Origin of the sequence: Amycolatopsis sp. DG1A-15b, assembly GCF_030285645.1 — a bacterium.
Classification (GTDB): domain Bacteria; phylum Actinomycetota; class Actinomycetes; order Mycobacteriales; family Pseudonocardiaceae; genus Amycolatopsis.
The window spans coordinates 1,685,163-1,708,337 of record NZ_CP127296.1 but is presented as its reverse complement, the minus strand read 5'-3'; the positions used below and the strand labels follow the sequence as shown (position 1 = coordinate 1,708,337).

The 23,175-nt window shown below is 69.4% G+C and carries 18 protein-coding genes; 7 read left to right on the top strand and 11 right to left on the bottom strand.

From position 1 onward, the window contains the following. Positions 1-72: 72 nt before the first annotated feature. Positions 73-282, bottom strand: a complete 210-nt coding sequence (locus QRY02_RS07955) for a hypothetical protein (protein ID WP_285990851.1) — start codon at positions 280-282, stop codon at positions 73-75. Between the two features lie 633 nt (positions 283-915). Then, entirely contained in the window at positions 916-1,842 is a 927-nt protein-coding gene (gene lepB / locus QRY02_RS07950; protein ID WP_285990850.1) for a signal peptidase I, read from the bottom strand. 208 nt (positions 1,843-2,050) lie between these two features. Between lepB and QRY02_RS07945 the strand changes: the two genes are divergently transcribed. Then, on the top strand, positions 2,051-2,767 hold the full coding sequence (locus QRY02_RS07945; protein ID WP_285990849.1) for a hypothetical protein: 717 nt from the start codon (positions 2,051-2,053) through the stop codon (positions 2,765-2,767). A 28-nt stretch (positions 2,768-2,795) separates the two neighbouring features. Here QRY02_RS07945 and QRY02_RS07940 read toward each other — a convergent pair whose 3' ends face one another. The 3 genes from QRY02_RS07940 to QRY02_RS07930 form a co-directional block, all read right to left on the bottom strand. Further along, positions 2,796-3,992: a YVTN family beta-propeller repeat protein gene (locus tag QRY02_RS07940; RefSeq protein ID WP_285990848.1), complete on the bottom strand. Its 1,197-nt coding sequence runs from the start codon at positions 3,990-3,992 to the stop codon at positions 2,796-2,798. Beyond that, positions 3,989-4,759, bottom strand: a complete 771-nt coding sequence (locus QRY02_RS07935; RefSeq protein ID WP_285990847.1) for a polysaccharide deacetylase family protein — start codon at positions 4,757-4,759, stop codon at positions 3,989-3,991. The genes QRY02_RS07940 and QRY02_RS07935 overlap by 4 nt, the downstream gene beginning before the upstream one ends. Positions 4,760-5,968: 1,209 nt before the next feature. Then, a complete protein-coding gene (locus QRY02_RS07930; RefSeq protein WP_285990846.1) occupies positions 5,969-6,301 on the bottom strand; it encodes a helix-turn-helix domain-containing protein in 333 nt (110 codons plus the stop codon). Positions 6,302-7,099: 798 nt separating this feature from the next. Between QRY02_RS07930 and QRY02_RS07925 the strand changes: the two genes are divergently transcribed. The 4 genes from QRY02_RS07925 (at position 7,100) to QRY02_RS07910 (ending at position 9,458) form a co-directional block, all read left to right on the top strand. Beyond that, positions 7,100-7,225 carry a hypothetical protein gene (locus tag QRY02_RS07925; protein ID WP_285990845.1) on the top strand — a complete coding sequence of 42 codons (126 nt, stop codon included), beginning with the start codon at positions 7,100-7,102 and terminating at the stop codon, positions 7,223-7,225. 307 nt (positions 7,226-7,532) lie between these two features. Further along, positions 7,533-7,946 (top strand): STAS domain-containing protein, encoded by a 414-nt coding sequence (locus QRY02_RS07920; RefSeq protein ID WP_285990844.1) that lies wholly within the window; start codon positions 7,533-7,535, stop codon positions 7,944-7,946. Positions 7,947-8,208: 262 nt separating this feature from the next. Next, positions 8,209-8,523 (top strand): STAS domain-containing protein, encoded by a 315-nt coding sequence (locus tag QRY02_RS07915; RefSeq protein WP_285990843.1) that lies wholly within the window; start codon positions 8,209-8,211, stop codon positions 8,521-8,523. Next, on the top strand, positions 8,520-9,458 hold the full coding sequence (locus QRY02_RS07910; protein WP_285990842.1) for an anti-sigma factor RsbA family regulatory protein: 939 nt from the start codon (positions 8,520-8,522) through the stop codon (positions 9,456-9,458). Before QRY02_RS07915 ends, QRY02_RS07910 begins: the two co-directional genes overlap by 4 nt. A gap of 215 nt (positions 9,459-9,673) precedes the next feature. On the opposite strand, the gene QRY02_RS07905 is transcribed toward QRY02_RS07910, so the two are convergent. Both QRY02_RS07905 and QRY02_RS07900 read right to left on the bottom strand, forming a co-directional pair. After that, positions 9,674-10,354 (bottom strand): fasciclin domain-containing protein, encoded by a 681-nt coding sequence (locus tag QRY02_RS07905; protein WP_285990841.1) that lies wholly within the window; start codon positions 10,352-10,354, stop codon positions 9,674-9,676. A 105-nt stretch (positions 10,355-10,459) separates the two neighbouring features. Further along, positions 10,460-12,046: a molybdopterin-dependent oxidoreductase gene (locus tag QRY02_RS07900; RefSeq protein ID WP_285990840.1), complete on the bottom strand. Its 1,587-nt coding sequence runs from the start codon at positions 12,044-12,046 to the stop codon at positions 10,460-10,462. A 208-nt stretch (positions 12,047-12,254) separates the two neighbouring features. Here QRY02_RS07900 and sigK point away from each other — a divergent pair, with 208 nt between their 5' ends. Together sigK and QRY02_RS07890 are read left to right on the top strand one after the other, a co-directional pair. Next, complete coding sequence (sigK, locus tag QRY02_RS07895) at positions 12,255-12,851, top strand: ECF RNA polymerase sigma factor SigK (protein ID WP_285990839.1); 597 nt, start codon at positions 12,255-12,257, stop codon at positions 12,849-12,851. Continuing rightward, positions 12,848-13,546, top strand: a complete 699-nt coding sequence (locus QRY02_RS07890) for an anti-sigma factor (protein WP_285990838.1) — start codon at positions 12,848-12,850, stop codon at positions 13,544-13,546. Before sigK ends, QRY02_RS07890 begins: the two co-directional genes overlap by 4 nt. A 49-nt stretch (positions 13,547-13,595) precedes the next feature. Here QRY02_RS07890 and QRY02_RS07885 read toward each other — a convergent pair whose 3' ends face one another. The 4 genes from QRY02_RS07885 to QRY02_RS07870 form a co-directional block, all read right to left on the bottom strand. Continuing rightward, entirely contained in the window at positions 13,596-13,985 is a 390-nt protein-coding gene (locus QRY02_RS07885) for an RDD family protein (protein ID WP_285990837.1), read from the bottom strand. A 329-nt stretch (positions 13,986-14,314) separates the two neighbouring features. Continuing rightward, positions 14,315-14,674, bottom strand: coding sequence for a VOC family protein (locus tag QRY02_RS07880; RefSeq protein ID WP_285990836.1), 360 nt, complete (start codon positions 14,672-14,674; stop codon positions 14,315-14,317). Positions 14,675-14,837: 163 nt separating this feature from the next. After that, positions 14,838-15,434, bottom strand: a complete 597-nt coding sequence (locus QRY02_RS07875; protein ID WP_285990835.1) for a hypothetical protein — start codon at positions 15,432-15,434, stop codon at positions 14,838-14,840. Further along, positions 15,431-21,904, bottom strand: coding sequence for an RHS repeat-associated core domain-containing protein (locus tag QRY02_RS07870; RefSeq protein WP_285990834.1), 6,474 nt, complete (start codon positions 21,902-21,904; stop codon positions 15,431-15,433). Before QRY02_RS07870 ends, QRY02_RS07875 begins: the two co-directional genes overlap by 4 nt. Between the last annotated feature and the right edge of the window lie 1,271 nt (positions 21,905-23,175).

The following is a 23,175-nucleotide window of genomic DNA, read 5'->3' as shown; positions in this document are numbered from 1 at the left end:
GCGGGCGATGGACGTTTTGGGCCAGGCGAAGGTGCGTTCGACCGGAGCCGTGCTCGACTCCGCGGCGGGTGCCTATCGCCTCTTCAGCGCGTCCCAGCCTCGCTTGAACAGCATTCCGAGACCGACGACGAGGAGCATCGCCGCCGTCAGCGCGGTCGCGAAGATCAGGGAAAACCCGAGATCACTGAGACCGACCGGCAAAGTCATCAGAAAACAGGTACCCCACGTGATGGCCAGCACGCCGGCCGCGTTCGCAGCTCGCTTCACCAGCGCACCACTCACCTGAAGAACCTCCAATTGTGCCGGGTCCTGGCCAGGTGCCAACTTACCTTGGCGTGGTGGCTCCACTGGCGCCGTTGAAGCGGAACCGCCACGCCTGGCGGGCGTAGCCCAGGCCCGAGTGCCCCAGCCGTCCCCGGAAGCCGGCGCGCCACCGGCGGCCCCGCTGCCAACCAGCCGACGATCCTGCGCGGAGTCACCGGCTTATGAAGTGCCGACGCGAGAGCTGTATGGGCCGCTCCATTGCCGGCCGCGCCGATGATCGCCCCGCGCCACTCAGGAGATACCTCTCCGCAGTGCGTCTCGGGACCAGCGTGGATGCTGCCGGCGGTGGCGCGCGATGCCGGCGTTCCGGGTCGGTCGGAACTCGAGCGCCAGCGTGGTGAGTTCGGCTGGACGGCGCTGGACCGGCTCGTCAGCGGCGCGGAGAGGCAAGGCCTGCGGCCGTTGTTCGCGCGGACTGGGCCTTCGTCCGCGCTCTCGTCCAGCGCTACCACGGACGGATCGAGTCCTACGAACTGTGGGGTGCTGGGCAACGACCGCCGCTTCTCTGCGGGCGGCGTGGAAACGCTGGTGGAGATGATCCGCCGGGCGAGCGGCATCATCCACTCGGTCAACCCGAAGGTGACCGTCGCACTAGGGTTTTTGCCCGGCCGCCCGGCGCAGTCCGGACTTGAGCTTGCGCCCCAGGAACAACGCCGGCCAGGCCGCCGCAACCCCGGCGCCGAGCGGGAGGCCGCTCTGCCAGGCGGGCGCACCCAGCGCCACCGGCTGCTGCGGGTTGTGGTCGGTGATCCCGCCCCACCGGCTCGGCGGCAGGACGATGATCCGCGCCTTGCCGATGATGTTGTCCACCGGAACCGCCCCGTTCACGCCGCCGCCACCCTGGAACCGCGAGTCCTTGGAGTTGTTGCGGTTGTCGCCCATGACCCAGACCATCCCGGCGGGGACCTTGACCGGGTCGAAGGGCTGCTCCGTCTGGTTGGACGGATTGTCCCAGTGGACGTACGGCTCGTCGAGCCCCTTGCCGTCCACGACGACCCTGCCGTGGGTGTCGCAGCATTGGACGGTCTGGCCGCCGACCGCGATGATCCGCTTGACGAAGTCGCGCTCGTCCGGCGGGGCGAACCCGACCAGCGAGCCGAGACCGCGCAGGCTCTGGACGACGATGTTGCTCGACTCCTGCGGCGCGATCTCGTTGTCCCACGTCGCCGGGCCCTTGAACACGATCACGTCACCCGGGGAGGGTTCGGTGAAGTCGTAGGTGACCCGGTCGACCAGGATCCGGTCGCCGGTGCACCCGGGACACCCGTGCAGAGTGGCCTCCATCGATCCCGAGGGGATCATGAAGACCTTCGCGAGGAATGTCTGGATCAGGATCGTGAGCACCAGGGCGATCACGAGCAGGATCGGCAGTTCCTTCCAGAACGACCGTTTCTTGGCGGGCTCGGCTCGCCGCCGGCGGGATCCCCCGCGCTCCTCGGATCGGGACAGCCGGGGCTTGCCCTCCTCGAAGCGATCGGGGTCATCCTCGGGAGCGTTCTGGGACACGGGTTCGGCCACGTCGCCAAGCTACCGGTAACCGGGTAGTGACTCAGTTAGCCATCTGGACCGCCTCAACCACTCTTCCGCGCGGACTCCCTCGTCGTCTACGCGATCGCCATCGCCACCCGACCGGGTTCAGCGCCGGTCAGGGCGCGTTCGACGTTAGGCTGGCGCCCCCGACGAACACCGGCCGGTCAGCGGCCGCCCACGAGGAGCAGCCGCCTCCATGTCAGTCAACCGGGCCGACGCCCGCACCCGTCATCCCCGCCACCAGCGCCGCGGTGAGGCCCGCCTGCCGGCCGTCGTCGCGACCCTCGTCGCCATCTCGCTCTACCTGGCGCTGCCGGAACAACTGCTGGTCGGCCCCCGGTTCGTGGTGCCCGCTCTGGAGTTCGTGCTGCTGGTCCCGCTGGTCGCGATCAACCCGAAGCGTGTCACCCGGCAGACCCGGCTTTCCCGCGTCCTGTCACTGGCGTTGGTCGTGGTCATCGCGGTCAGCAACCTGGTGGCACTCGCGCTGCTCATCCACGACCTCGTCGACGGCGCGGCCGGCAGCGGCCAAGACCTGCTGCTGGGTGCGCTCCAGGTCTGGCTGACCAACGTCATCGCGTTCGGCCTGGCCTACTGGGAGCTGGACCGAGGTGGCCCGGTCAAACGCACCCAGTCCAGCCGCGCGAGCCTGCCGCTGGCCGACTTCCGGTTCTCCCAAGACGAGAACGACGACGCAGTCGAGGAGGTCGCCGCCGGCTCCAGCGTGAAGGCCGACTGGGTGCCGACACTGGTGGACTACCTGTACGTGTCGGTGACCAACTCGACCGCCTTCAGCCCCACCGACACCATGCCACTGTCCTCACGGGCCAAAGTGCTGATGGCGGTGCAGAGCGTCGCGGCGCTGCTGACCTCGCTGCTGGTCATCGCCCGCGCGGTCGGCGTGCTCAAATAGGAACCGGGTCGCTGCGCCCGGACCGTGGCTAGCGGGTGATGCCGGTGTGGCCGAGGGAATACCGGCCGGGCTGGGGCCACACGCACAGGCCGTGCGGTTCGCGGCCTACTGGGATGGTCCGCAGCAGCGTCCCGTCCTTCGTCGACAGGACGTAGACGACGCCGTTGTAGCGGCCGGACAGCCAGAGCTGGGTGCCGTCCGCGGTGACGTTGCCCATGTCCGGGCTGCCGCCGCCCGGGATGTGCCAGACGGTCACCGGGGCGCCGGTGTAGGCGTCCAGCACGCTGACGCTGCCTTCGTGGCGGTTGGTCACGTACAGCTGCTTCGCGTCCCGCGACAGGTAGAGACCGTGCGCGCCCTTCCCGGTCGGGATGAAGCGGAGCACGCGGGTCGCCGCTCCGTCGAGGACCCAGAGACCGTTGGCGTCGGAATCGGCGATGTAGTAGACCGATCCGTCCGGGGCGAGCTTGATGTCCTGCGGTCCCATCCGGACGTTGCGGTGCGGCATGTCGATCATGCGCAGCAGCTTGTGGGTGACGACGTCCACGACCGCCACCCGGCCGGCGAACTCGCAGGTGAACACCGCGGTCCGGCCGTCAGCGGAGAAGTCGGCGTGATCGATGCCCGCACAGTCGGGGGCGGCGGTTTCGTCGTGCACCTGCCAGGTGTGCGGGTCGTACCAGACCAGCTTGCGGCGGGCTTCGGCGACCGAGATGGCGTACTTGCCGTCCGGGGAGAAGTACATGTTGTACGGGTCGATCACGGGAATCTTCCTGCCCGGCACGCCGGTCTTGGGGTCGAACGGGAGGATCTGGTCGCCGCGGTCGTCGGTGGCGTAGAGGGTGCGCAGGTCCCAGGAGGGCACGACGTGCTGGAGTTCCTTGCCGGCCGGGTACTTCGCGATCACCTGGTAGGTGGCCGGGTCGATCACCCAGACGTCGCCGGAGCCGCTGTGCGGCACGTACACCAGCGGCTTGTCCCCGGCGACTTCGGGCGACAGCTTCCCGGCTCCGGCGGCGGCGTCGACGTTGCGGAGGTCGGTGACCGGCGGCATACCGGGCAACGGGTTCCCGGCCGGAACGGGCGGCGTCGATTCGTGCGGCAGCCCAGCGGTAGGCATTCCCGGCATACCGGACATCCCGACGTCGTCGGACGTCGGTGACGACGAGCAGCCGGCGAGCAGGAGGAGGACGGCGGCGAGCCAGCCCAGACCGGTACGGCTCACTTCAGCAGCTCCGTCGCCGTCACCGCGGTCAGTCCCCGTTCGCTCAGGTCGATGAAGATCCCCGGCAGCGCGGCAACCGTCCCGGCGTGCCCGAGGTGCATGCTGACCACGCTGCCGGCCCGGGCCCGCGCCACGGCGGACCGGATCGCGGCCGGCCCCGGGTCCTTCCAGTCCAGCGAGTCGACGTCGTAGGACAGCGCCCGCGCGTAGCCGGCCTTGCCCGCCTCGATCAGCTCCTGCGCGGTCGCGTGCTGTCCCTGCGACTGCCGGAAGAACGTCCCTGGCGTCCCGGTCACCTCGGCGAGCTTGTCCCGGCACCGTTGGATCTCCGCGAGCATCGGCTCCGGCTGGTAACCGGCCAGCGCGGGATGGCTCCAGGTGTGGTTGCCGAGCTCGTGGCCGCCGTCGCGCACCATCCGCGCGGCGTCCGGGTACTCGGCCAGCCAGGTCCCGACGGCCAGCACGGTGATGTGCGCGCCGTGCTGCCGCACCAGGTCCAGCACCTGCCGGGTGATCCGGGGATCGCCGGCGCCGTGGAAGGTCAGTGCGATCTCCGGGCGACCGGAAGCGGAGCGGGCCACCTCGGTGGCCGGTCCCGACGGCGCGGCCGAAGCCGGTGGTGCGGTCGAACGCGGTGAGCTCACCGGAGCAGGCGACGACGGCACCGCACCCACCGGCGGACGCTGGTCCGGCGCCGAGCAGGCGGCCAACGCCGAAGCTCCGGCGGCGACGCCGAAGAAATGGCGTCTGGTCAACGATTTGCGCATCAAAACTCCAGGTCGTCGCAGCGCGGCGAGGCGCAGTCCACGGCCGGCACGCTAACGCCATCCCACTTGCTCTCCGCGCGTTCACGGCGGACGGGCACTCAGCGTCCTCTCAGCGCGCCTGTGGCAAAGCGGGCGTGGTCGGTCTGACGCTAGAGCGTCGGCTGCGCTCACGACGTGCCCCCGCTGGGGACGGCCGGGGGTGAGGACGAACCAGGACCCGGTCCTGGGCACAGCAACAGCGGGACGCGTGCGGCGTGCCCAGCAGACCGCCGTTCTCGCCGTCACGATGGTGGGTATCGCCCTGCTGGCCCTCGGTCCCTGTCGGACGCCGTTCGTGGCCATGGCGGGCATAGCCGGATCCGGCGTCGTCGCGGCGATGCGGTTCCGTCCCCGACTCCCCGGCCGTGGACGGAGCTGGAAGTCACCGGTCGAGCCGTGGCGCCTGGCGCGCACACCGGAAGCGGCGAACTCCCGTTCAAGCTGATCGCCACCGACGATGCGCTCACCCACCACATCGAGCAGACCGGCCGGCTGCCGAGAACTGTGTCACATTATGCGACCTGCTGATATTCGTGGATCAGTCCACCGAGCCGATCAAGCTGACGAACCCGCCCGACGCCGGGGAACACGGTCCGAACAGTCCGTCCTCGGCCGGCGGCAGCGGCCGCGCCTGTCGCCCTATCGGGCGGTCGGGCCCGACGGGATTCGCGGCCGTCGCCGACCACCACGCGCGGCACCGCTCCCGGTCGGCGACGGCGACCCGTGGCCCTCGCCCGGTGCCGGTCGTCCCGGGTGCGAGGCGAGGTGATGCCACCACCGGGTGGAGACGGCCTGGCGGCTGATGCCCCGACTTCCTCGCAGCAGCGTCGGCATCTGGGCCCGCGAGACGTTCCCGAACCACGCCGAGCTCACGTTCGGCTACTACCCGGCCCGCCCGAAAAGGGCCGGATACAACGACCGTCAGCTCGCCGAGCCGGTCACGTCACCTGACACGGCCCGTGATCAGCGCGCGCTGACGGGCCAGCTCCGCGCCGCCGCCACGCCCTCCGGTGACGTACAACCGGGAGCTCAGCGTGTGATTACCCGGGGCCGCCATCGAATGCCGGACTCGCGTGGCGCGCCGGTGGTCGGGCATCCGTGCGAGGGCCGCGCAGCGTGGCGGGCTCGGCGGCAGATCGGCACGCGGCGGGGCCGCGTGCCGAGTCGGATTCAGTCGCTCGTGGTCAGTTCGGTGTTGCGGCGCTGAGCTTCGTGGAGCTGGTCTTCGAGGGTGATGATGCGGCAGGCCGCGTCGATCGGCGTGCCCTGATCGACCAGTTCCCGTGCGCGGGCGGCCAGGCGCAGCTGGTGCCGGGAGTAGCGGCGGTGCCCGCCGGCGGACCGTTGGGGGGTGATCAGGCCGGCTTCGTCGAGGCTGCGCAGGAAGCCCTGGGTGGTGCCGAGCATGTCGGCGGCCCGGCCCATGGTGTAACCGGGATAGTTCTCGTCGTCGAACTTGTCGGCCGCACTCGGCGTGCCGGGTCCTGCTTGGTCAGGAATCATTCCACCTCCACATCACAAAGGACCCCGGGTGCCAGCACGGCACCCGGGGTCCTCAAGGGTTGGGTATACACCATTGTCAACCGGCGCGACCGCCGGCTTCCTGCACCCGCACCCGGCACACAGCCGGACCATGCGGGGATCGCTCACTCGTGACCGAGCACCACCTCCGAACTCGATGGAACTGCGGCACCCGCGCGGCAAAACCCAACCGCTGCGGGCGATCCAATGATGGTTCCCGCTCCTTCTTTCGATATTCCAGTTACTGCCTACTGCCACTGCACTTGCTGGTACTGCACTTCTCGCTGCGACCGCCACGACCGGAACCCTTCCACTGATCGGTCCCAGCACGCTGACGCCGCTGGCCACTGCCCGGAGCCCCCTACATTGATCGGCTCCGGCCACCTGACCGGTCCTGCAACTACTTCACTTCACAAACAACCACAACAAGCAACAACTACAACTGCTGATCTTCACGGGCACACACGCTCCGCCCGCGTCCTGCACTACCGCTCCGGGACCGGCACTACTCGGTCAAACCTCTTCACAACCTCGGTCCCGAAGTACTGCTTCCGGTCACCAGCCGAAACCTTGTTCCCAGATCGGCTCCGTGCTGCCTGACCGTCTTGTCTCACCTCGCGGGTAGTTACGTCCTCTCCCGCGCCTGCTTGACGTTGTCTCTCTCGCTACGAGAAGAACACTACACACACCCGCCGTTGAATGTCTACCTCAGCCGGCACAGATTTCCTCGATCGAGTGAGACCGACGGCGAGAGGGGCGCACGGACGGCGGGAACCGTGCGTGGCGGTGCTGTCACCGGAGGAGGCCTACGCGGCCGCGGAGCTGCTGGGGCAGTTCGCGCAGCTCGATCCGCCGGCCACGCTGAACCAGCTGGCGGCGTCCGTGGCCAGCCGCCTCGGCGCCTGAGCATCCAGCGGACGCTGCCGCGTGGCAGGCAGCGTGGCGGCGAGCGAACGGCCGGACACGGCATTGGATGGTTGAAGTGTCCACCGATCGGGCACTACCCCAGCGTGCCCGTCCCGGATCACGCTCCGGAACCGGGCAAGGCGTGTCACACCGCCGCGCGAGGGCACGCCTGACTCGCCACCTCGTGGCGCGCCGGCGGTTCAGACCGGCAGCCGCCCGCAGTTCTTCGGTCTGCCCACACCAGGGCAGGCCCGCACCGCGGGAAGTTCACGGCCGATCCGGCTTCCCGTCGACGAGGAGGCCTCCGATGCTTGACGCCACCCGCGCCCCCAGCTTGCGCGAGCCGGCTTCCATACTCCCCCGCCCTCTCACCGTCATGGTCACCGCTCGCCACGAGCACACCACAGTGGCCATCGCCGGCGAAGTCGACTTGGCCGTGACCGCGCGCATGCAGGACCGGCTGCACGACGAGCTGCGGCTGCGCCCCGAGGCGCTGATCATCGACCTGACCCACGTCACGTTCTGCTCCTCGAGCGGCTTGTCCGCCCTCCTCGAGGTTGTCCATGACGCCCACGCCCGCGGACTGCCTTGTGCAGTCATCGCCGGTCAACGGGCCATCCTGCGGCCCATCCAGGTGCTGCAACTCGACCGCGTCCTGCCGATCCACGCGAACCGGGCGGACGCAGAAGCCTGGCTGTCCCTGGTGGCGCGGCTGCGGTGAATCCCGCCCAGTGGGAAGGGCAGTTCGCGGGGGGCTCTGGACTGAACCCGACCGGCTCTGGGTTGAACCGGCAAGCCGCGAACCTGGGCCATCGGCACTCGGGCCGGAGCCCACTGTCCTGTGACTTGGTGCCAGCCTTCTCCTGCCAGGCTGACAGCGCCAGAGCCGCAGGCGGCGGATTGCGACTTCACCCGTATGGGCGACGCACCGCGGAGAGACTCGCAAGTCTGCCGGTGGCGGATGCGCAACGTAGGCTGGCCGGGTGACTGATTCTCATCGCAGCCAGTTGCGGGTGGTCCGGATACCGGATCAGCGCGGGGTGAAGGTCATCGGCGACGTCGACCTGAGCACCCGCGACATCTGGCAGAGCGCGCTGGAATCCGCGACCACCGACCGTGCGTCCGCCCGGCTGGATCTGTCGCAGCTGTCGTTCATCGACGCCCGCGGCACTGCCATGCTGGTCGCCGCGGCACCGCTCACGCTCACCCGCCCCCCGGCGATCCTCCGTAGGATGTTGTCACTGCTCTACCCCGCCGAACCGGCGACGATCGTGATCGAAGAACTGGAAGTGTCATGAGCACGCCCGTCAAGACGCGCGGTCACGAGCCGTTCGTCCATCCGGCCCTGTTCTACCGGGACGCCGACGAGTACCTCGCCGGGACCGTCCCGTTCATCCGGTCCGGACTCGCCGCGGGCGAACCAGTCGCCGTGTCGGTCCCCGCGGCCAACGTCGCCCTGCTGCGCGCCGAACTCGGCGCCGACGCCGACCGGATCACCCTGATGGACATGGGCATCGCCGGACGCAACCCCGGCCGGATCATCCCCGGTGTACTGCGCGCCTTCGCCGACACCCACCCCGACCGGCACGTCCGCATCATCGGCGAACCGATCTGGCCCAGCCGCAGCGCCCACGAATACCCCGCCTGCGTCCAGCACGAAGCGCTGATCAACCTCGCGTTCACCGGCCGGGACGTCACCATCCTCTGCCCCTACGACACCCAGAACCTCACCCCGGCAGTGCTGGCCGACGCCGAAGCGACCCATCCGCTGCTCATCGACAGCACCGGCCAGCGCTCCAGCGCCGCGTACGACCCCGAAGCGATCATCGCCGGCTACAACCAGCCGCTGCCCGAACCAGCCGAGGCCGCCGAACTCACCGTCGACGCCACCAATCTCGCCCAGGCCCGGCACCTCGCCCGGACCCACGCCCACCAGGCAGGCTTGCCGCAGGACCAGGTCGCCGACGTCGAACTGGTCGTCACCGAACTGGTCACCAACAGCATCGACCACGGCGGCGGCACCGGCCGGCTGCGGATCTGGACCGCCGACGGGCACCTCCTGTGCCAGGTCCACGACCAGGGCACCCTCACCGACCCCTTGGCCGGACGGCACCCCGTCCCACCGGACCAACACCGCAACCGCGGCCTCCTCCTGGTCAACCACATGTCCGACCTGGTCCGGCTCCACACCAGCACCGACGGCACCACCTTCCGCGTCCACTTCCGGCTGTGATCACGGGCGGCAGGACGGCCGTGGCGAGTGAGACGTTTGCGCGGTGGCTTCGCCGGGGTGGGCCCGGTACGCGACCTGCACGTCACAGGTGATCCGCCACCAGACCACGGTCGCTGTCCGGGCTCGTATACGGCGCGGACAGCGAAGGACGACCACTTCGGCTCCAGGAGGGCTGGGAACCGAGGTGGCCGTCCGTCGGCGGCCGAAATTCGGTCTTACTTGTTGGTGCCCGGGGTCAGCACCTTGTCGATCACGAAAACCGTGGCGTTCTTGGTGGGGATGTTGCCGCACAGGATCTTCGCGCCGTTGACGGTCATGTTCTCGCCCGAACCCTCGATCTTCAGGGGGCCACCGGCGGTGTTCAGCGACTCCAGCGTGCCGGCCGTCGCGATGCCCTTGGCGTCGTAGCGCTTGCCGACGACGTGGTACTGCAGGATCGGCGACAGCTCGGCGGGCTTGCCGGCGAGCTCGTTGAACTTGGCGTCGCCCAGTGCGGCGAACGCCGGGTCGGCCGGGGCGAACACCGTGATGGCCTGCTGGCTGTTGAGGGTGTCCACGAGGTTGGTGGCCTTGACCGCCGCGACCAGCTTGGTCAGCAGCGGGTTCGTCGACGCGGCCGAGGCGACCGGCTGCGGGCCCATCGAATCGAGCGAGCCGGGCGCGGAGCCCTGCGGCAGCTGGGAACAGGCCGGGCCGAAGACGTCGGCGTTGGTGGTCACGCCGTCGGCGGCACCGGACGCCATGCTGGAGGAGGGAGCGGCCATCGAAGACGACGGCGCCGGGGCCGGGGCGCTGCTCGAGCTCCCGGAGGTAGCGGTGTCGTTGCTGCCGCAGGCGGTCAGGGTCAGCGCGGCGGCCGCGGTCAGGCCAATACCGGCAATACGAAGGTTACGCACGAAGGATTCACTCCAATTGATTACGCGGCTGAGGCGACCAAATCGCCTGTGTTAGTGGGTATTCGGGACCCTGAACGGGCCGGATTGGTGGTGCGGAAAAGATTCTCAGGCGGCCGTGAAGGTGACGTTGTGCCAGCCGGTCGCACCGTCGGGGACGGTGCCCGCCCGCATGTCGGTCTGGGTGTAGCCGGATTTGTCGGTGGCGCGGCAGAACACCTGGTGCACGCCGGCGGGCAGCTCGACCTCGGTCCACCACATCCGCCACGTGTCGAGGTTGACCTCCTGCGACAATGTGGTGTCCTGCCAGGGACCTTGGTCGACGCGGACCTCGACCTTCTCGATTCCGGTGTGCTGCGCCCACGCGACTCCGGCGACGCGCACCTTCCCCTTGGCAACGTTGGCGAAGCCGCGGTGGGAGTCGATCCGCGACTCGGTCTTGATCGGGGCTTCCCGGCTCCAGCCGCGCTTGAGCCAGTACGCCTGACGGGCCGCCCACGTCGTGACTTCGATGTCCACGACCCACTTCGTCGCCGACACGTACCCGAACAGCCCGGGTGTGACCAGCCGGGCCGGGAATCCGTGCTCCAGTGGCAGCGGTTCGCCGTTCATCCCGATGGCCAGCATCGCACCCCGGCCGCGGTCCTGCGCCGCCGCGACCGGCGTGCCCGAGGTCCAGCCGTCCACGCTGGTGCAGAACAGCTGCTCGGCACCGGGTCGCACGCCGGCTTCCGCGAGCAGGTCGGCCAGGTCGACGCCGATGAAGTTCGAGGTCGACACGTAGTCGCCACCGACCTCGTTGGACACGCACGTCATGGTGACGGTGCGCTCGACCAGCGGCCGGTCGCGGATGTCGCGGTAGCTGTAGCGGACTTCGCGGTCGACCATGCCGTGCAGGCGCAGGCTCCAGTCCTCGGTGCGCACCTGCGGCACCGACAACGCGGTGTCGACGCGGTAGAACTTGTCGTTCACGGTGAGGAATGGCGGCGTGCCGAGCTTCGCGAAGTCCGCGTCGGCCGGGATCGTCGGCGCGGTGCGCGCCGGGATCAGCTTGCCGACCGCGTCCCGGGACGCGGTGGCGTCGCGGGACGAGCTGATCAGCTGGCCGCCCAGTCCGGCGGCGCCGGCACCGACGACCACCCCGGCGCCGCCGAGCAGGAACGCCCGCCTGGACGTCCCGGACTTCTCCGGCGAATCCGGCTCCCGCCACACCCGCGGCGCGATGCGGTGCAGCAGCAGGAACACCGCGATGCCCACGATCAAGCTGGCGATCGGGGCCAGCAGTGCCACGGACATCAGGTCCGGGCGCTGGTGCACCGCGAACGCGCCGATGAGACCGAACAGTGCCACAACCACCGTCCCGGGGACGGCAGACCGTCGCGATAGGACACCCGCGAGCGCCGCGGCCAGCACCATCACCACGGCCATGCTGCCCAGCAGCACCAGCTTGTCGTAGGTGCCGAAGGTGCGGACAGCGAAGTCCTTCAGCTCGATCGGGGTCAAATCGATCGCGCCGTTGCCCACCGCGAGGTAGGGCGAGGCGTTGATACTGATGAACCCCGCCACCAGGTGCCCGGCCGCCAGCGCGGCAGCCAAGGCGAGCACCCCGGTGAACGCGGCCGCGAAGAACCGCAGCCGCGTTCGCTGCGGCGGAGCAGGGCGGTCGGACGGGGACGTCACCTTGGTCGCGGTCATGCCCGTCATTCGGCGCCGAGGGGGCATGCGATGGGTCCGGTGACCGCAACGACATCCGAGACCGCCCGGAAGGGTGACGGCCGGCCACCCCGGACAACCGGACCAATACGCGGCGGGCGACGCGACGAATCAGCGGTATCAGCTTGCTCGTCAGTGGAATCCGATTCGCTGCGGGCGCAGCCTCGGCTCCGGCCGGGAAGGACCAGCCATGGCCGCCGCGCGCGCCACCCTAACCGCCCTTCGACCCCCACCCGACGTGTCATTCACTTCCGAGGAACTTCTCGGGCGCGTCGCTCTCGGCGACGAGCACGCGTTCGCCGCGCTCTACGACCGGCTCGCCGGTCCGGTCTTCGGGACCGTGCTGCAGGTGCTGCGCTCCCGCGCCCACGCCGAAGAAGTCACCCAGGAAGTGCTGCTCGAGATCTGGCGCAAGGCCGCACAGTTCGACCCCGCCCGCGCGAAGGTCATCACCTGGGCGCTGACGATCGCGCACCGCCGGGCCATCGACCGGGTCCGCGCCGAGCAGTCCGCCCGTGACCGCGAGGACCGCGTCGACCTGCTCGACGTGCGGCAACCGTTCGACGACGTCGTCGAGACCGCACTGTCCACAGAGGAACGACAGCAGGTCCGGGCGGCCATGTCCGCGCTGACCGACCTGCAGCGCGAATCCATCCAGCTCGCCTACTTCCACGGGCTCACCTGCCGCGAAGTCGCCGAAAAGCTCGGCGTCGCCATCGGTACCGTCAAAACCCGCATGCGCGACGGCATGATCCGCCTGCGGGACGCGTTGGGAGCGACCCGATGACCACCGCCGACGTCCACACCCTGACCGGTGCGTACGCCCTCGACGCGGTCACCGACCTCGAACGAGCCGCGTTCACCCGCCACCTGGCCGAATGCCCGGTCTGCGCCGGCGAAGTCGCCGAATTCCACGCGACCGCCGCGAAGCTCGCCCTCGCGGTGGCCGCTTCCCCCGGCACCCGGCTGCGCAGCCGGGTCCTCAGCGAGATCGCCGAAACCAGGCAGCTCCCGCCGGTGAGCACGTTCCGGCCGCAGAAGCACCGGCCGTGGCGCAGGCGCGCGACCATCGCCCTGGCGGCCGTCGCCGCCGCGGCCGCGCTGGTCACCGGCGGGATCGGCATCGGCGTCCTCCAGTCGAATCCGGCGCCCGTTACGCAGATCGCCGAGCCGGCACCAGACGTGTTCACGGTTCGCGCGAGCGGTACCGCGGGCGGTTCGGTGGCGGTGAGCTTCTCCCGGCAACGTGGCGAAGCCGTCGTCATCGCGCAGGCACTGCCCGCGCTCGAGGCCGGTCACGCCTACCAGGTGTGGCTCATCGGCCCACGAGGCGCACAGTCCGCCGGACTGCTGCACACCGGATCCGGCACCGTCACCGCAGCGCTCCCCGCCGACGTCGACCGCATCGGCATCACCACCGAACCCGCAACAGGGTCCCCGCAGCCGACAACACCGGCTCTGGCCCGGGTATCCCTCACCTGAGCGCGCGCGTCACCAAGTCCTGTTCCGAGATCGGCTCCGAACATCCTCTCTAATTCGGAATCGCGTCGACCACGGGAAGCACGGCGACGATCACGAACCAGCATGACGTCAGCAACCATTCCTTGAGCAGCATGCCGAGCGTTGCCTTCCCTCCGGTGGCCTCGACCACGCAGCGCAGGCCGAAGAGTGCCCGGCCGGTCGTGGTGCCCCACCACGACTGCAGCGGGACCCGGTGGACGAACGACACCACCGAGTACGCCGCGACGGCCGTGAACAGGAACGGGAGGTCCAGCCGCGACGCGACCAGGAGGGCCACCGTGAGGTGCAGCGCCAGGTCGGCCACGAGCGCACAGATCCCCTGCCACCGGGCTGCCACGCCGAGGTCCCGACGGCGCACGACCTCCAGCGACCCCTCGTCGGTCTGCGGTTCCGTCTCCATGCCTCCCTCACGCGCGAACCCGCCGTTCGGTTGCCACCTCTCGGCCGCTGGCTGTTGTGGGTGCGATGGAGGTACGGCGAAAGAAATCCGTGCGCATCGGACTGCGTGTGACCGATCTCGAACGGTTGCCGGCGTTCTCCACCGCCGTCGGCTACGAGGTCGTCGGCAGTGTGTCTGAGACGCCGATCGGTAGCTGTTCGTGCCCGCGACACGATCAAGGGCCCTCCGTCGCCGGGGCGACGAGCTTGCCCGCAGGGCGATTGGTGTGATTGCCGCCGGAATCTTGCCGCGGGCTCGACCCAATGGGATCGGCCAGAGGTCATGCCCTCTCAGACGTCGGCTTCGATGGCGAAGGTGTTGCCGTCCGGGTCCTGGAACCACGCGATACGGCCACCGCCGGCCCGGGCAGTGATGCCCTTCGCGTCGTGTTCGAGCTGGTCATAGCGAGTGAACTCGACGCCGGTCGAGGTGAGTTCGTCAACGATCTTGTCGAGGTCGTCGACGTACCAGGTCGCCAGGGTGGCCGGGCTCTTCCCGGCGGTAGCGGACTGGTACACGTTCAGGGCCGGTCCGCCACCGGATCCGTAGGTTCGACTGCCGTCGGCGACGTGGGCGCTGGGGCCGGACTGCAGCGCCCGCAGGCCGAGCTTGCCTTCGTAGAACGCGGTCGCCCGGTGAATGTCGGACACGGCGATCGAAGCTCTGACTTCGTACCTGCTCAGGGGCATGAGCCACCCTATCGCGCCCGCGCGCAACTCCGTGCTCCCTCGTGAACGCGACGCAGCTCGTACCGCGCTGATGGGGCACACTCTTCGGCTATCGGTGGCTTGCCGAGTTGCCCCTCCGGGCGGTTCACCGCCCCAACACGCGCTCGCGATCCTTGATCAGCCAATCCACAGTGACCGTGCGACCGGTGAAGCAGTCGTGGAACGACTCCGTCACGGGGTCCAGTTCGACGCTCGCGTCCAGGACGCTCGCCGTCGCCGTTTCGTACTCCCGGCGTGCGCCGGCGTCGTCTCCGGCCGCGTGCAGTGCCCAGGCCAGCCTCTGGTGGTTCAACACCCAACCCGGCTCCGCCGACACCGAGAGCCGCAGCAGGGCGATGTCGGGCGGCAGTTTCGGGTCCAGCCGGCGGCGGGCCTGGTCGAGCAGCATCGGGGCCGCACCCAGCTCCTCGCCTCGGTCGATCACCTCGGCAAGCATGGCCGCCGCCTCGGCGATGTTCTCGTCGAGGAGCCAGTAGTGCAGGCAGACGTAGCTGTGCAGCAGCACAGCGCGCGGGTGGCCGGGCTCGCGGGCCAGCACGTCCAGCGCGAGCCGGTCCGCCTCCTCGTCGTCCCGCAGCGGCAACAAGGACAACTGCGCCAGGTCCAGCGCCGCCGAGGTGTTCGCGGGGTCGGCCCGGAGGAGGTCTTCCAGCCGGGCCGCTTCCCGTTCACCCGAGGTCATGGGGTGTAAGCCGTTGAGATCTTGAAGACGCCGTCCATCATCCTGCCCCTGATGTGCACCAAGTGTCCGTTCACCATACGCTCGATCTCGTTTCCCTTGCCGTAGATGCCGTCCGGCACGTCACCGATGCTGTCGATCATGTCGGTCATCGCCTGGTCCTCGCTGCCGCAGCTGTCGACCAACGGCCCCAGCTTGTGGTCGTTGCGCTTCGGCCGGAACACGTGGTCCATGTTTTCCGGCTGATGCGCGTGGTCCTGTGACTGCTGCTGCTTGGACGGACCGGCGTCTCCGTCACCCGAATCGTCGAAGTCCCAGTGCGGCCCGGAACCCCCGGAGGTCACCATCGCCGCGCCCGCCGCCGCCGACACGGCACCGATCCCGAACATGGTCATGCCCGCGCCCGCCGACACGGCCCCGGCCCCGGCCAGCGCCAGGCCGCCGCACGGCTCCAGCACGGCGCAGCCGACCGCCGCCGCGGCGATGCCGGCGACCATCAACCCCTCGCCGAGGCAGCTCCAGAAGCTGCACTTGCCGGTGGGGTCGGTGTAGTTGACCGGGTTGTCGCCGGCGTAGGCGTACGGCGCCCGGGTGGTGTCGACCATCGGATCCAGCGTCAGGAACAGCGCCGTCGCGGGGTCGTAGTAGCGGGCTCGCAGGTACACCAGACCCGACTCGGCGTCGGTGTACTGGCCGGTGTAGCGCAGCGGGGTGCCGGCGCTGCCGGTCGCCGTGACCGTCCCGTACGGACTGTAGGAGTAGGTCGCGGCCACCGCGCCGGCCGAGTCGAGCAGCCCGATGGTGGAGCCGACCTGGTCGTGCACGAACCAGAAACTCGCGGCGCCGATCTGCTCGATGGGCAGCCCACCCGGCCCGTACAGGTAGCTGTTCACGCCGTCGGACAGGAGATTCTGCGTCGGGGCGCTGTCCCACACGAACGTCGTCGTGGCGCCACCGACGGTCTTGCTGGTCCGCATCCCGTCGCCGTTGTAGGCGTAGGCGGCGGAGTTCGCCCCGGTGTACGACGTGAGCTGGCCGGCCTGGTTGTAGCCGTACGTCGTGGTACCGGCCTTGGTCCGCTCCCCCAGCACGTCGAACATGTCGCCGGTGAGCTGGCCGGCCGCGTCGAAGGTCTGGGTCGTCCCGCCGACGGTGACCGGGTTGTTGGCGGCGTCGTAGGCGAATCCGGTCGACCCGGCCGAGGTGAGCTGCTCCCGCGGTGAGTAGCCGAAGTTCTGCGTCACCCCTGAGACCGTGCGGGACGAGGCCTGGCCGGCCGGGTCCCGCCCGTAGCTCGCCGACAGCGCCGGACCGGCCGTGGTCCCGGTCAGCAGGTCGTTGTCGTCATAGGAGTTCGTGACGGTGACGCCGTCCGGGTAGGCGGTGCTCGCGACCTGGCCGTCCGGGCTGTAGCCGAAGGTGGTCGTGTTGCCGTTCCAGTCGGTGACGGTCTTCAGCCGCTCGGCGTCGTCGAACGTCCGGGCCACCGGCGTGGTGTGGCCGGGATAGGTGATCGACGTCTGGTTGCCGGCACTGTCGTAGCCGAACGACACGCTCGCGCCGGAGCCCTGCGTCTGCGCCACGATCTCGCCGAAGGTGTCGTACGCCCAGGTCGACTTACCGGTGCCGTCGGTCATGGACAGCCGCTGCCCGGCCTGGTCGTAGGTGTAGCCGATGTTCGGCGTCACGCCGTCGGAGAAGGTCTCCGAGGTGGGCCGGCCGGCGTCGTCGTAGCCGAAGCCGGTACTGCGACCGGCGGCGTCGGTCACCGAGGAGATCCGGCCTGCCGCGTCCAGATGCGTTGTGGTGGACCGGTTGTCGGGGTCGGTGCGCGCGGTGCGGCGCCCCTGGCCGTCGTAGCCGTAGCCGGTCTTGCCGCCGAGGCCGTCGGTGAAGCCGGAAACGGTGCCGTCGGGGTTGTAGTCGGCGACCTGCGTGGTGTTGTCGGCCTGGGTGACCTTCACCAGCTGGCCGGCCGGGTCGTAGGCGTAGCCGGTGACCCGGCCGTTGCCGTCCGTTGTGGACGTCTTGTTCCCGTCGGCGTCATAGGTCGCCGAGGTCACGTGCCCGAGCGGGTCGGTGGTCTTGGTGACCGAGCCGAACCGGTCCCGGTCGAAGGTGGTGGTCTTGCCGCTCGCCTGCGTGACCGAGGTCGTCCAGCCGGTGGCGGTGTTGTAGCCGTATTGGGTCTTGTCGCCGGCCGGGTCGGTGACGGTCGCCTGGTCACCGAAGGCGTCGTAGGTCAAGGTGGTGGTCTTGCCGTTGGCGTCCACCGACCGGGTCAGGTCGGCCGGGTGCGCGGCGTCGTCGTGGAACGACTGCGCGGTGCGGGTCGGTGCGGGCCCGAAGTTGCCGGTGGTGGACTCGACGACGTTGTTGGCCTGGGTAACGGTGGTGGAGGCCGGCTGCAGCGTGTTCGGGTCGTAGGTGGTGACCGTGGCGACGCCGTTGGGGTCGATCGTCTCGACCAGGTCGTCGTTGGTGTCGTAGGCGAAGTTGGTGGTGGACCCGAGCCCGTTCGACGCCGACGTCTTGTTGCCGTGGTCGTCGTAGGTGAACGTCCGGGTCTTGCCGTCGGGGTCGGTGGCCGTCGTCACGCCCAGCGTCACCGGGTCGTAGGTGTAGCTGCTGGTGCCCGCGTCGGCCGTGCCGTAGCCCTTGGTCTCCGAGACCAGCAGGCCGTTCTGGTAGGTGTCCAGTGTCTGGTGGCCGGCCGGGTCGGTGACCAGCACCTGGCCCCCGGACTGGTAGCCGAAGGTGGTGGTGTGGCCGTTCGGGTCGGTCTGGCCGGTGACGCGCTCGGCGCTGTCGTAGACCATCGACGTGACCGCGCCCGCCGCACCACCGTAGTTCCCGGGCGAGCGCATGGCGGTCATCAGGTGCGCGGAGTTGTAGCTGTACTGGGAATGCCCACCGCCCACGTCGATGACGTCGGTGAGGTCGCCGTTGGTGTCATACGAGTACGAGACCGTGCGTCCGGCGGTGTCGGCCAGACCGGTGACATGGCCACCGGTCCAGGTCAGCGTGTACTTGCGGCCGGCCGGGTCGGTGACGGTCGACAGGTGGCCGCCGCCGTCGTAGGCCAGGCTGGTCTGGTACGGCGGATTCGCCTTGCTGCCGGCGAGGTCCGTCTCCGCGGTGAGCCGGCCACCGGCGGCGTCGAAGGTGAAGATCTCCTTGCCGCGCCTGGTGTAGACGTAGCTGGAGCCGCTCTTCGCCAGCACGGCGTCGAAGCGCGGGACGGCCGTCGTGTACGTACCTGACGAGTCGACGAAGGCGACCTGGGAGCCGTCCTCCTGGGTGATCGTCACGTTGCCGTTCGCGGCCGTGGTCGCGTTGAGGTTGTACGAGTCCGTCCAGCCGCGGCCGAAGGGCCCGTCGACGGCGAGAGATCCGTTGGGGCCGTTGGGATCGGCGATGCCCTCGGCGTAGCTGCGGGTGAAGCTGAGCGGCATGCCGCGACCCGGTGTCGTCAGGTCGGTGAACTCCTGGCCGAAGTAGCCGGTGGACGTGTCGACCGGGTCACCCGCGGTCCGTCGCGCGCAGCCACAGGCGATGAACGCCGGGTTGGATCCTCGTGGGGCGTCGATGACGCCCACCGGGCCGCCGATCGGCTGGCCCGGCGTACCGCCCTGCGGCACGAACGCGACGGCGTCGAAGGCCACGTCGAAGTCGGAGTAGCCGAACCCGCCCTGGTCGACCGAACTGCCGTTGTTGGTCAGCGTGACGTTGCCGCCGTTCTGCATGGCGAACGTGCCGATGGTGACCCACTGCTCGGAGTTCCACGCCTGGTTGACCCGGATCTTCCACGGGGAGACCCCGCCGCCGGGGTTGATGTTGTAGACGACGTTGGTCGCCTGGGCGCCGAGGCCGGGCAGGTGCAGCTTGACCTTGTAGTACTGCAGCGACGGCAGGTTCGGGGTCCACACGCCGGTGTTGATGAGCGCCGGGTTCGAGCCGTTCTCGGTGTGGGTGAACAGGACCCGGCCGCCGAGGCCGGTGCCGAGCTGGTGGGTGTCGATCGCGCCGATCGGATCACCGGCCGAGTTGGTGCCGTAGGTGTAGGTGAACGTGCCGTTGTCCGACCAGTTCGCCGATCCGCAGCCCTGCAGGTTGAGCCGATTCGGCTCGTCGTCGACGATGATCGAACCGCTGGGCACCTTCGAGGTGTCCTGGCTGCACGTCGGCGGGTTCTGCGAGGGGTTCGCCGGTTCGGACCCGCCCGACACCGCGTACGGGCTCGTCGCGCACGTCGTGGCGCAGGTGGGGATCCAGGTCACCGGGTTGTGCCACCAGCACTGGAAGTCGTCGAGCATGCAGTGGCTGGCGCCGGGGTTGGACGTGTTGGTGGCGTTGGGGTCGCACTGGTTGGCCGCGAGGGAGCACATCGCGGTGTACGGCGCGGGCTGCACCCAGTGCTGGCCGCCGTTGTAGGTCGGCTTCGGGTAGGCCGGGCTGCCGTAGCGGATCAGCGGACTCGCCGTCCAGCCGAGCACGCGTTCCTGGTACGGCCAGCTCGCCGGGTGGGCCGCGTCGGCGTAGGTGTCCTGCAGGTACGGGTCGCGGTTGGGCGGGTAGTCGAGGTTGGCCGGGTTGTTGGTCCAGCCCAGGCCCCAGGTGCCGTGCGGGCCGGTGCAGGACGGCCCGGGCGTGCAGCCGGTGGTGTTGCCGTTGGCCGCGTTCGGCTGGATGCCGGAGTTGTACGCCCAGGCCGCGAAGTACCAGTTCTCCAGGTACCGCGGGTCGGCGTTGTTCGCCGTGATGCCGTCCGCGTAGAGCTGGTTCCAGGTGCTCTCCAGGATCTGCAGGCCGGCGGCGATGTTCTCCTGGTAGTCGACCGCGACCTTCCACTGGCCGTGCTCGGAGAGGGAGTGGTCGCCGATGTGCATGCCGTCGGTGACCTGGCTGATCCCGTAGCCGCAGTCGGAAGCGGCGTAGTTGATCGAGACGATGTCGCCGCCGGCGCCGTAGTAGCTGGCGATCAGCGGGTCGCCCGCGGTGCCGGCCGGTGCGTGCCAGGAAGCCTGGGACCAGTTCGATTCCTGGGCCATGATGCCCTCGAAGATCGACCGCGGCACGGTGTTCGTGCCCCCGGCCGGGTGCGAGAGCGGGATCAGCGGGAAGTCGCTGTTGGGTGCGTACCCGACGAGTCCCATGTTCGCGAAGTTCGCCGGGCGCGTGTACGCGCTGCCGGTCAGCAGGCCCTGCTCGGCCAGCTGCACCGCCCAGTTGACCTGCGCCGGGTTCGGCTGCATGACCTGGCGGTTGGCGTTCAGCGGCGGCACTGCGCACTTCGGCGACTGCGCCTGTGTGGTGTTCGGCGCGGCTCCGGCCGCCGGAGCTGCGTCGGCTTTCGGGCTCAGGCGGTTCGCGTGCGGTGACTGCGCCGTGCTTCCCGGAGCCGCCGAATACGTGGGCACCGCCGTGGCGGCCCGGCCGGAGCTCGGCGGGACGGCCGGCGAGAAGACTTTGCCCGTCTTCGTCGCCAGCACGGCGGATGTGGTTTTCTGCCCGTCGGCTTCCGGCCCGAGCAGCGCGTCACCGTCGAGCGATGCCGCCGAAGCCCCGCGGGCGAGACCGGTGTCCCCGACCGCCGTGATGCCGGCCGCGGCCAGCACCCCCGGATCGGCCGCCGGTGTGGCGCCGGAAAGGATGGCGTGCCCGGCGCGGCCCTGGGACAGCTGCACGCGGGTGAGGTCACCGGTGCCGAGGGTCGTGACGGCGCCGGCGTGCTCGTGGGCCGCGGTCGCGACCTTGGTGCCGGGTGCGGTGTGCAGGAAGCTCACGCCGCCGTCGGCCGAGGGGCGAACGTCGTACACCGCACCGGTGACGGATGCGATGACGGCCGGGCTTCCCATCGCGGGCACGGAAACCAGACGGTTGCCCGCGGCACCGACGATGCCGGTCCGGGTGGGCACGGCCGAGGTGATCTGCCCGGACGCGGTGACCGAGCCGGTGATCTTCCCCGCTGCGAGGTCCGCGTTCAGCAGCTTGGTCTGCTGGTCGATCGCGACGGTGAACACGGCGACGTCCCCGGCCCCACAGCCGGGCGAGTAGTACTTCAGGCCGACACCGCCGGCGAGAGCGTGCACCGTGCCGGAGGCGAGGTCGACGGAGTAGGCGAAGGCGCCGTGGTCGCGGGCGTCTTGGATGTTCACCGCCGAAGCGGGCAGGATCGCCAGCGCGGCGAACCGGCCGTCGCCGGAAAGGCATTGGTAGCCGGTCCAGGAGGAGTCGTCGAAACCGGCGGGATGGAGCAGCGCGACTTCACGCCAGGCGAACCCGCTGCTCTCCCGGCCGACTTCGAGGTGGTAGCCCTGCGCGTCACCCCATCCGTCGACAGCGATGTCCGCGGAGTTCGCCGCGTTCGAACCGAAGTCGGCCGGTTTCGCCGCCGCCGCGGGACCAGGCCTCGCGGCGGGCGACGCCATTGCCTGCACGGGCGAAACCACGCCGGCCGTCAGGGCGACCACGCTCAGGAAAAGGGTGAGAAATCGGGCAAATCGGAGCGAAAGCAAGGTAACGGATCTTTTGCGCGCGCCGACGAACAAACCGGGCATAGGAACCTTCCCCCAGGCAGCCTGCAAGAGGCGCTCAAGTCAGCTTTGCCCGGGAATCCGGAGCCGCAGACAAAATCTAACGTGCCTCGACGCTGCGCCAATCAGCCGTTGGAGTGAAGTTTTCTCGACGGATTCAAAACAGGTGATTCACGTACATTAATTTACCTTTACCTTTTGCGTGGTCGACAGCACCTGTCCGACGATTCCGGGCACGCACCCGGGAGCGGGTCGACGAGAGAAAGCCGCAGCTGAGGATCACCCTCGCCCGCGGCATCCCGCACGACGTCCAAGCCAAGAAACAGTACAAAGTGGACTATTCTCGCAGGAGAACACAACCCCGCTGTCCGACCACGCGACCCGTGGCGCCCTGGGCGGGTCTCGCCACCTGGGCCACGGCCGTCCGGCTCGCCCGCGCCCTGCTGCTGCGTGATGCCCGAGGCAGTCGGGTGCCTGCGGACTTCACCCGCCGGATGCGGAATCCGGTCACTGCACCGTCAACTGCCAGTCCAGGACGATGGCGATTTCGTGGACGGATGGTTCCACCGCCGAGCGGTGTCACCGTCTGACCGAGCGCACCGGCCAAGCTGGCGACTCTCGATTTGAAGTCAAGACAATTCGCCCCACCGCAAGCCGCTATTCAGCATACGGCGAGAGGAATCCCGCTTCGACGAACAGTCCCGCCTTCTCGAGCGGCGCGAGCGCGGCCCCGACATCGACCGGCGTCCCCAGCCAGGTCGAGGTGCGTGTGCTGCTTGACGGTCACCCCCGGCGGCGTCGACATAACGTGTTTCGTTGCCTTCGCCGTCGTACAGCCACCGCTGGGTGGCACCGTCGGGCTGGCGAAGCCAGGCCTGCTTGCCCTCGACGGTCCAGCCCAGTTCGGTGACCCCACCCGCCGGATCCGCGATCGAAACGACCCTGCCGAACGCGTCACGGGTGTACCTCGTGGTGGCGCCCCCTGCGTGCTCCCCGTGTACCGACTCTGGCGACCTTTCCGTGGTTCCCTCACCGGCGCAAGTTCCGCGCAGGCCCCCTTCACCCGTAGTCGATCACAACGCACTAATGGGCCTATGAGCGGTAGTGCGGCCATTCGGGTCGCGGCGTAGGGGTCTCTCGGCGGTGGTCCCAGCCCGGACGGAAGTGGTGACCGCCGTCTCCTGGACGACGTCTTCGGCATCGCCGAT

Bases quoted from the DNA above. Each gene is read 5' to 3' on its own strand.
- QRY02_RS07920 (WP_285990844.1), top strand. From the start codon at position 7,533: ATGCTTGACGCCACCCGCGCCCCCAGCTTGCGCGAGCCGGCTTCCATA.
- QRY02_RS07910 (WP_285990842.1), top strand. From the start codon at position 8,520: ATGAGCACGCCCGTCAAGACGCGCGGTCACGAGCCGTTCGTCCATCCG.
- QRY02_RS07900 (WP_285990840.1), bottom strand. From the start codon at position 12,046: ATGACCGCGACCAAGGTGACGTCCCCGTCCGACCGCCCTGCTCCGCCG.
- QRY02_RS07930 (WP_285990846.1), bottom strand. From the start codon at position 6,301: ATGATTCCTGACCAAGCAGGACCCGGCACGCCGAGTGCGGCCGACAAG.
- QRY02_RS07945 (WP_285990849.1), top strand. From the start codon at position 2,051: ATGTCAGTCAACCGGGCCGACGCCCGCACCCGTCATCCCCGCCACCAG.
- QRY02_RS07885 (WP_285990837.1), bottom strand. From the start codon at position 13,985: ATGGAGACGGAACCGCAGACCGACGAGGGGTCGCTGGAGGTCGTGCGC.
- QRY02_RS07890 (WP_285990838.1), top strand. From the start codon at position 12,848: ATGACCACCGCCGACGTCCACACCCTGACCGGTGCGTACGCCCTCGAC.
- QRY02_RS07935 (WP_285990847.1), bottom strand. From the start codon at position 4,759: ATGCGCAAATCGTTGACCAGACGCCATTTCTTCGGCGTCGCCGCCGGA.
- sigK (WP_285990839.1), top strand. From the start codon at position 12,255: ATGGCCGCCGCGCGCGCCACCCTAACCGCCCTTCGACCCCCACCCGAC.
- QRY02_RS07875 (WP_285990835.1), bottom strand. From the start codon at position 15,434: ATGACCTCGGGTGAACGGGAAGCGGCCCGGCTGGAAGACCTCCTCCGG.